8 protein-coding genes are annotated in these 8209 nt (G+C 64.7%); 4 read left to right on the top strand and 4 right to left on the bottom strand.

Annotated features, from left to right (window positions below):
* Positions 1 to 46: 46 nt before the first annotated feature.
* Together ccmB and ccmA are read right to left on the bottom strand one after the other, a co-directional pair.
* Positions 47 to 700, bottom strand: a complete 654-nt coding sequence (ccmB, locus tag VGV07_RS04780; RefSeq protein ID WP_326867547.1) for a heme exporter protein CcmB — start codon at positions 698 to 700, stop codon at positions 47 to 49.
* Complete coding sequence (gene ccmA, locus VGV07_RS04775; RefSeq protein ID WP_326867546.1) at positions 697 to 1335, bottom strand: heme ABC exporter ATP-binding protein CcmA; 639 nt, start codon at positions 1333 to 1335, stop codon at positions 697 to 699. Before ccmA ends, ccmB begins: the two co-directional genes overlap by 4 nt.
* Positions 1336 to 1506: 171 nt before the next feature.
* Here ccmA and acnA point away from each other — a divergent pair, with 171 nt between their 5' ends.
* The 4 genes from acnA (at position 1507) to VGV07_RS04755 (ending at position 6660) form a co-directional block, all read left to right on the top strand.
* On the top strand, positions 1507 to 4272 hold the full coding sequence (gene acnA, locus VGV07_RS04770) for an aconitate hydratase AcnA (RefSeq protein WP_326867545.1): 2766 nt from the start codon (positions 1507 to 1509) through the stop codon (positions 4270 to 4272).
* Between the two features lie 275 nt (positions 4273 to 4547).
* On the top strand, positions 4548 to 5279 hold the full coding sequence (locus VGV07_RS04765; protein WP_326867544.1) for a DUF1223 domain-containing protein: 732 nt from the start codon (positions 4548 to 4550) through the stop codon (positions 5277 to 5279).
* Between the two features lie 521 nt (positions 5280 to 5800).
* Positions 5801 to 6199 carry a DUF2794 domain-containing protein gene (locus VGV07_RS04760; RefSeq protein WP_326867543.1) on the top strand — a complete coding sequence of 133 codons (399 nt, stop codon included), beginning with the start codon at positions 5801 to 5803 and terminating at the stop codon, positions 6197 to 6199.
* Complete coding sequence (locus VGV07_RS04755) at positions 6196 to 6660, top strand: GNAT family N-acetyltransferase (RefSeq protein WP_326867542.1); 465 nt, start codon at positions 6196 to 6198, stop codon at positions 6658 to 6660. The genes VGV07_RS04760 and VGV07_RS04755 overlap by 4 nt, the downstream gene beginning before the upstream one ends.
* Before the next feature lie 95 nt (positions 6661 to 6755).
* Here VGV07_RS04755 and VGV07_RS04750 read toward each other — a convergent pair whose 3' ends face one another.
* Together VGV07_RS04750 and VGV07_RS04745 are read right to left on the bottom strand one after the other, a co-directional pair.
* Positions 6756 to 7253: a GNAT family N-acetyltransferase gene (locus VGV07_RS04750; RefSeq protein WP_326867541.1), complete on the bottom strand. Its 498-nt coding sequence runs from the start codon at positions 7251 to 7253 to the stop codon at positions 6756 to 6758.
* Between the two features lie 142 nt (positions 7254 to 7395).
* A complete protein-coding gene (locus VGV07_RS04745) occupies positions 7396 to 8169 on the bottom strand; it encodes a Bax inhibitor-1/YccA family protein (protein WP_326867540.1) in 774 nt (257 codons plus the stop codon).
* Between the last annotated feature and the right edge of the window lie 40 nt (positions 8170 to 8209).

Below are 8209 nucleotides of genomic sequence, written 5' to 3'. Positions count from 1 at the left end.
GAACCAGTTGGGTTGTTTGACGGTATCGACGGACATGGCGTTCGCTCTATTCCCCGGCCACGCGCAAGGCAAGCGCAGCCGCGAAGGGTGAGAAGGCCGTCACCACGAGGCTCAAGGCAATGAGGAACAATGTCGCGCCACTCCCGGCGAGCGGATCCAGCATCCCCACCCCGAAGATCATCACCGGGATCGACAGCGGCAGGATCAGCACCGGCGCGATCAGCCCGCCGCGCCTCAATCCCACGGTCACCGCAGCGCCCAGGGCCCCGAAGCTCACCAGCGCCGGCGTGCCGATCAAGAGCGCCAGCACGGTCTGCGCCCACTGCGCCCACGACATCGAGAGCAGCAACGCCAGCATCGGGGTCGCCAGCAGCAGCGGCAGTGCCGTCACCAGCCAGTGGGAGATCACTTTTGCGGCAACCACCGCTTCGAGCGGCAGGCTGGCATGGCGCAGCAGGGTCAGTGAACCGTCCTCGTCATCGTTGCGAAACAGCCGGTCGAGCCCGAGCAGCATGGAGAGAAACGCCGCGATCCACACGATCCCAGGCGCCAGCCGGGTGAGTTGCGGCCGATCCGGCCCGATGGCGAACGGCACGATCACCGCCACCATGACGAAGAACAAGACCAGCGTCAGCGCCTCGCCACCGGCGCGGAACGCCAGCTTGAGCTCCCGCCCGATCAGTGCCCGGAACGCCCTCATGCTGCGCCCCCGAGGATCAGCGTCTCGACGCCCGCCGTGTCGGCAAGCATCAGGTCGTGGTGGGTGGCGATCACAGCGATGCCGCCGCGCTGCCGATGCGCATCGATCAGCCGGCCAAGCAGCATCTCGCCTTCGGCATCGAGCGCCGCACTCGGCTCGTCGAGGAGCCAGATCGGCCGGGCGCTGACCAGAAGCCGCGCCAGCGACAACCGCCGCAATTGGCCTGATGACAGGTACCCCGCCTCCAGCATGCCAAGCCCGCCGATGCCGACCGCGTCCAGCGCGGCTTCGACCGTCGGGCCGCTTGTTCCGTTCATCGCCTGCCAGAATTCTAGGTTCTCGCTGACTGTCAGCCGCCCCTTGAGTCCGCTCTGGTAGTTGAGCAGATGCAGTTCGGTCCGCTCCGCGCCGGCAATCGTCCCGCCATCCGGCCGCACGATGCCTGCCAGCGCCAGCAGCAGCGTCGACTTGCCCACCCCGTTCGGGCCGCGCAGCAGCAGCACGTTTCCCGACTTGAGTTCGAACCGCAGATCGGCGAACAGCAGCCGCTCGCCGCGCCGCACCGTGAGGCCGGTGACGCTCAAATGCGGTTGAAAGGCCTCGGAAGCGGGCATCGGCTGGGTCATGGCCGCCATGCCTAATGAACCCAAGTCACCACTGGCAAGCGTCATGTAGTTTCTCTATAAGCCAGCGCTAGATTGGAATGCTTCCAGTCAGACGTCCTCTGCCCCCGGTCTCCCGGGCCTTTTTCGGTCCGGCGTCAGGATCGGCGGCGCCTGCAACACCAGCGCGTGAAGGCGACACCCGTGACCTCGAAATCCCTCGACAGCTTCAAGTCCAGAACCACGATCACCGTCGGGGGCAAGACCTATAGCTATTTCTCCATTCCGTTGGCGGAACAGAACGGTCTGAAGGGTGTCTCGCAACTGCCGCACTCGATGAAGGTGGTGCTGGAGAACCTGCTCCGCTTCGAGGATGGCGTCACCGTCACCCGCGCCGATATCGAGGCCGTCGCCGACTGGCTGCGGACCCGCATTTCCGAGCACGAGATCTCCTACCGCCCGGCCCGCGTGCTGATGCAGGATTTCACCGGCGTCCCCGCCGTGGTCGATCTCGCCGCGATGCGCGATGCCACCGCCAAGCTCGGCGCCGATCCGCAGAAGATCAACCCGCTGGTCCCGGTCGACCTGGTCATCGACCACTCGGTGATGGTCGACTCGTTCGGCACCCCGCTGAGCTTCCTGCAGAACGTCGACCTCGAGTACGAGCGCAACGGCGAACGCTACGAGTTCCTGCGCTGGGGCCAGAAAGCCTTCGACAACTTCCGCGTCGTGCCGCCCGGCACCGGCATCTGCCACCAGGTGAACCTCGAATACCTGGCGCAGACCGTGTGGACGCGTAAGGACGAGACCTCGGGCGAGCTCTACGCCTATCCCGATACCCTTGTCGGCACCGACAGCCACACCACCATGGTCAACGGCCTCGCCGTGCTCGGCTGGGGCGTCGGCGGCATCGAGGCCGAGGCGGCGATGCTCGGCCAGCCCATCACCATGCTGATCCCCGAAGTCATCGGCTTCAAGCTGACCGGCAAGATCAACGAGGGCATCACCGCCACCGACCTGGTGCTCACCGTCACCGAGATGCTGCGCAAGAAGGGCGTGGTCGGCAAGTTCGTCGAGTTCTACGGCCCGGGCCTCGATTACCTCAGCCTCGAAGACCAGGCGACCATCGCCAACATGGCTCCTGAGTATGGCGCCACCTGCGGTTTCTTCCCGGTCGACTCGGACACCCTGACCTATCTCGAGACTTCCGGCCGCGATGCCGATCGCGTGGCGCTGGTGAAGGCCTATTCCGAGGCCCAGGGCATGTTCCGCACCACCGACAGCCCGGACCCGCTGTTCACCGATACCTTGTCGCTGGACCTCACCACGGTCGTCCCCTCGCTTTCCGGCCCGAAGCGCCCGCAGGACCGCGTCTCGCTGGTCGATGCGGCGCCGAAATTCGCCGAGGCGATGAAAGATCTGGCCGGCGGCCGCAAGGAGCGCACGGCGCTGCCCGAATCGAAGGACGAGGGCCGCTTCGTCGATGAAGGCGCCTCCGGCGTCGACGACATTCCGGAAGAGGCGACGCTGCCCGTGCGCGGCGAAAAGTATGGCCTCAATGACGGCCATGTGGTGATCGCCGCCATCACCTCGTGCACCAACACCTCGAACCCGAACGTCCTGATCGCCGCCGGCCTCGTCGCCCGCAAGGCACGCGCCAAGGGATTGACGTCGAAGCCGTGGGTGAAGACCTCGCTGGCCCCCGGCTCGCAGGTGGTGACCGATTACCTGAACGCTGCCGGCCTTTCGGCCGATCTCGACGCGCTCGGCTTCAACCTCGTCGGCTATGGCTGCACCACCTGTATCGGCAATTCCGGCCCGCTGCCGGAAGCCATTTCGGAATGCATCAACGCCAATGACCTCGTCGCCGCCTCGGTGCTCTCGGGCAACCGCAACTTCGAGGGCCGGGTGAACCCAGACGTGCGGGCCAACTACCTGGCCTCGCCGCCGCTGGTGGTCGCCTACGCCATTGCCGGTTCGATGAACAAGAACCTCGCGACCGATCCGCTCGGCACCGGTTCGGACGGCAAGCCAGTCTACCTCAAGGATATCTGGCCGACCAACCAGGAGATCGCCGACATCGTTCGCACGGTGATCACCCCCAAGATGTTCCTCGGCCGCTACTCCGACGTGTTCAAGGGCGACGAGAACTGGCAGGCCATCGCCGTCGACGGCGGCGAGACCTATCGCTGGAACTCGAGCTCCACCTATGTGCAGAACCCCCCGTATTTCGAGGGCCTGACCATGGAGCCGGCGCCGGTGACCGATATCCATGAAGCGCGCGTCCTCAGCCTCTTCCTCGACTCGATCACCACCGACCACATCTCGCCGGCCGGCTCGTTCAAGGCCGGCACCCCGGCGGGCAAGTACCTGGTCGAGCGCCAGGTGGCGCCCAAGGATTTCAACTCCTACGGCGCCCGTCGCGGCAACCACGAAGTGATGATGCGTGGCACCTTCGCCAATATCCGCATCAAGAACCAGATGGTGCCGGGCGTGGAAGGCGGCTTCACCAAGGGCCCGACCGGCGAGGTGATGGCGATGTACGACGCCGCCATGGCCTACCAGAAGTCGAACACCCCGCTGGTGATCTTCGCCGGCAAGGAATACGGCACCGGCTCGTCGCGTGACTGGGCTGCCAAGGGCACCCGGCTGCTCGGTGTCCGCGCCGTCATCGCCCAGAGCTTCGAGCGCATCCACCGCTCCAACCTGATCGGCATGGGCGTCTTGCCGCTGCAGTTCGCCGACGGCGAAAGCTGGCAGACCCTCAAGCTCGACGGCACCGAGACCGTCTCGATCGAGGGGCTGACCACGCTGACCCCGCGCTCCACCGTCAAGGTGAAGATCGTCCGCGCCGACGGCCGCATCGAGGAAATCTCGACCCGCTGCCGCATCGATACGGTCAACGAGCTCGAGTACTACCAGCACGGCGGCATCCTGCACTACGTGCTGCGCAATCTCGTCGCGGCGTAAACAGACGGCGCAGTCGGCGTCCCTCTCCCGCTTGCGGGGGAGGGTGCCGTCCGGAGGACGGTGGGGGGTGCCACAAACATTGGCCCTTGCCCATCCGCCCACCATTCGTGCTTGGGGCTCCCCCCTCCACCAGCTCCGCTGGTCCCCCTCCCCCGCAAGCGGGAGAGCTTCGCCCACTGCGGGCTCCAGCGCCTTCCCGCCCCCCTTTTCCCCATCACGCAAAGTCGCGCCGATTTGACTCGCGCAGGACCACCCGCCTGCCTACAAACGTCGCCATGTTTTTTCGTTCGATCCTTTGCGGCGTCTCCCTTTCGCTTGCCCTGATCGCCCCCAGCCTGGCCGGGGAGATAAAGCTTGCGCCCAAGGCGGTGCTGGAGCTGTTCACCTCGCAGGGTTGCAAGTCCTGCCCGAAGGCCGACGCCATGCTCGACGAGATGGGCAAGCGCCCCGACGTGGTGACGCTCGCCTACCATGTCGACTACTGGGACTATGTCGGCTGGGAAGATACCTTCGGCACCAAGGAAAACTCCGACCGTCAGCGCGACTACGCCGAAAGCTGGGGCTCCTCGCGCATTTTCACCCCGCAGCTGGTGGTGAACGGCAAGGGTGGCCTGAACGGCTCGAAGCGCGACGCGGTGAATGGCGCCTTGGGCGGCGCCAGCCTGCCGCTCGACGTCAAGCTCTCGGAAGCCACGGACAATATGCTGCAGGTCTCGGTCCCCGCCAAGGCCGGCGAGCCCGACGCGATGATCTGGCTCGTCACCTTCCTCGATCGCGCCGACGTCACCATCGAGCGGGGCGAGAATGAGGGCAAGCAGGTGGCCTATACGCAGATCGTCACCGGCCGCCAGGTGCTGGGGATGTGGAAGGCCGGTGCCGGCGCCGAGCTGACCCTGCCGCTCGCCGAAGTCCTGACTGGCCGCTCCAATGGCGCCGTCATCCTGCTCCAGCAGGATCACAACGGTCTGCCGGGCGCGATCGTCGGCGCCGCCAGCTTTACCCGCTAAGCACTTTGACGATTGACTGCACCGTACTAGCTCGGTGATTGCGCTCAATCCTGGCCCAACCACCGGCGTCATCCCCGCGAAGGCGGGGACCCAGTGCGATTTTTCAGCGTCAGCGGGTGATGCGGCGTCCCACCAGGTTCCCGCCTTCGCGGGAATGACGTCCATGATGAAGTCGAGACGTCTTCTTGTCCCGTGTCACGGCGCCTCGCCGCCATAACAAAACTCCCGCCAGCTTGCGCAGGCGGGAGGAGAATGACTGTGCATGTATAGAGGCGGCCGGCAAACGAGCATCGTGGTTTGGGGGCTCGGTCAGCCCGCTTGCCGGCCACTGGAGGCAATGGAGATAAGGTGCCGGGTCAATCTGGCGCCAACTGGGAGGGATTGTGACCGAAATAGGGATTTTGCATTAACGTTTGCGGCAGATGCGTACTGCCCGGGGTCCATGCCGACCGTTGCATCCGACCGGCTTGCCAAGCGTTGCGAATGACGCGATCATGACAGCGAGGTGACGAGGCCGATCAATGGTGGACGAACCCGAGCAGTCTGGATCAGGGCTACTCATCGATTTCGCGGCAGCCGCGAGCCCTGGTCCCGCCGAACTTCAGCCGGCCAATCACAACCGCTTCGTGCCGGCGGTCACCTTCGACCGCAAGGAACTCCAGACCATCCTCAACCTCTATGGCCGCAAGGTCGTGGATGGCGAATGGCGTGACTACGCCATCGACTTCCTCCGCGACCGCGCCCTGTTCTCGATCTATAAGCGCGCTTCCGAGCGCCCGCTCTACGTGGTCGAGAAGAATCCGAAACTCCGCCTCAAGCAGGGCCAGTACATGGTGCTGAGCCAGGAGGGCCGCATCCTGAAACGCGGCCACGACCTCACCACGGTATTGCGCGTACTGGAACTCGCGCTGGTCAAATGATCAGCATTCGCCCGGCCGTGCCGGCAGATGCCGCGGCGATGAGCGCGGTGCTCACCGCCTCGATCCGCGATCTCTGCACCGCCGACCACCGCGACGATGCCGAAATCCTTGCCGGCTGGCTGCGCAACAAGACGCCCGAGATGGTGCTGAAGATGCTCGAACGCCCCGGTGCGCTGTTCCTCGTCGCCGAGCACGATGGCGAGATCGCCGCTGTCGGCTGTCTCACCGGCGCCGACGAGATCGGCCTCAACTACGTCGCCCCCACTCACCGCTTCGCTGGCGTCAGCAAGACCCTGCTGGCCGCGCTCGAGCAGCGCATCCGCCAGTCCGGCGCCAGCCATGCCAAGCTCACCAGCACTGGCACCGCCCACCGCTTCTACCTCGCCAATGGCTGGCAGGATGCCGGCCCCGCCGAAGCCGACCGCGGCATGCTCTGCTATCCGATGGAGAAACGGCTCTAGCCAGGTTTGCGCGGACGGGGGTGAACACCTAGTTTGGTGTGCCCCTAAGTGGCCACCTGAAGCCTGCCGTCTGCTGCTAACGACCTCAGACAGCCCTACAGCCCCTTCTGCAGGTGCACGATATCCAGCCAGCGGTCGAACTTGTACCCCACCGCCTCGTAGCGCCCGACATGGCGGAAACCGGCTTTCTCGTGCAGCCGCACCGAGTTGGCGCGTTCGGCGGTGATCACCGCGATCATCTGCTTGAAGCCGGCAGCGCGGCTCTGCGTCATCAGCTCGTCGAGCAACCGCCCGCCAACCCCCTGCCCCACCGCATCCTGCCGCAGATAGATCGAATCCTCACAGGTAAAGCGATAGGCCGCGCGTGGCCGGTAGAACGAGGCATAGGCATAGCCCATGACCTCGCCGTCGCGCTCGGCGACGATCAGCGGGTGGCCGAGCGCCTTGAGCTTGCCGAAGCGCTCCGCCATCTCGGTCTCGGACGGCACTTCGGTCTCGAAGGTGATCACCGTCTCCTCGACATAAGGCCGGTAGATTGCGGTGATCGCGGGCACGTCGGACCAGGCAAAAGGGCGGAAGACGACGTCGGGCATCAGAAACTCACGGCAAACGAAGGGGCCGCGATCTTGATAGATCGCGGCCCCCGAAACTTCCAATCAGACTTGCTGATGCCTTCTATCAGTCACGCTTTCCAACCAGAAAAGTCTCACAACTCTTCCTGAAAGCGCTCGGCAATTATTCCCGGTTACCGAACAGGCGCAGCAGCATCAGGAACAGGTTGATGAAGTCGAGGTAGAGCGAAAGCGCACCCATCACCGCGGACTTCTGCAGCACCTCGGCGCCGAGGCCCTCGTCATAGCTCTCCTTGACCTTCTGCGTGTCGTAGGCAGTGAGACCCACGAAGATCAGCACGCCGATCGCCGAGATGGCGAAGTCGAGCATGCTCGAAGCAAGGAAAATGTTGACGATCGAGGCGATGATCAGGCCGATCAGGCCCATGATCAGGAAGTTGCCGATGCTGGTGAGGTCACGCTTGGTGGTGTAGCCGTAAAGGCTCATTGCACCGAACGTGGCCGCCGAGATGAAGAACACCTTGGCGATCGAGGCATCGGTATAGACCATGAAGATCGACGAGAGGCTGAGGCCCATGACGGCCGCAAACACCCAGAACAGCAGCTGCGCGGTGGCGCCCGAGAGCCTGTTGATGCCGAAGCTCAGCACCAGCACGAACGCGAGCGGCGCAAACATGATGACCCACTGCAGCGGCGAGGCGTAAATCAGCGAGCCCCACTGGGTGACCAGCGTCCCGTTGGCCAGCTGGCCTACCGCCTGCGACGGATCGGTGGTCGTGGACCAGGCATTGGCGAAGTAGGCGACCACACCGGTCACCACCAGGCCGATACCCATATAGTTGTAGACCTTCAGCATATAGCTGCGCAGGCCCTCATCGATGGCCGCGGCGGTTCCGGCCCGCTGAGCGGCGATAGTCGGACGGTCGAATTCAGCCATGACGAATAAATCCCTTTCCTGGCGACGTGACGGGCGCTCC

Source organism: Devosia sp., from assembly GCF_035944845.1.
GTDB lineage: Bacteria > Pseudomonadota > Alphaproteobacteria > Rhizobiales > Devosiaceae > Devosia_A.
Note: the sequence above shows the minus strand (reverse complement) of the source record. Positions and strands in the feature narration are given on the sequence as shown.

Coding starts and splice junctions, on each gene's coding strand:
- ccmB (WP_326867547.1), bottom strand. CDS start 700: ATGAGGGCGTTCCGGGCACTGATCGGGCGGGAGCTCAAGCTGGCGTTC.
- ccmA (WP_326867546.1), bottom strand. CDS start 1,335: ATGGCGGCCATGACCCAGCCGATGCCCGCTTCCGAGGCCTTTCAACCG.
- VGV07_RS04765 (WP_326867544.1), top strand. CDS start 4,548: ATGTTTTTTCGTTCGATCCTTTGCGGCGTCTCCCTTTCGCTTGCCCTG.
- VGV07_RS04760 (WP_326867543.1), top strand. CDS start 5,801: ATGGTGGACGAACCCGAGCAGTCTGGATCAGGGCTACTCATCGATTTC.
- VGV07_RS04755 (WP_326867542.1), top strand. CDS start 6,196: ATGATCAGCATTCGCCCGGCCGTGCCGGCAGATGCCGCGGCGATGAGC.
- VGV07_RS04750 (WP_326867541.1), bottom strand. CDS start 7,253: ATGCCCGACGTCGTCTTCCGCCCTTTTGCCTGGTCCGACGTGCCCGCG.
- VGV07_RS04745 (WP_326867540.1), bottom strand. CDS start 8,169: ATGGCTGAATTCGACCGTCCGACTATCGCCGCTCAGCGGGCCGGAACC.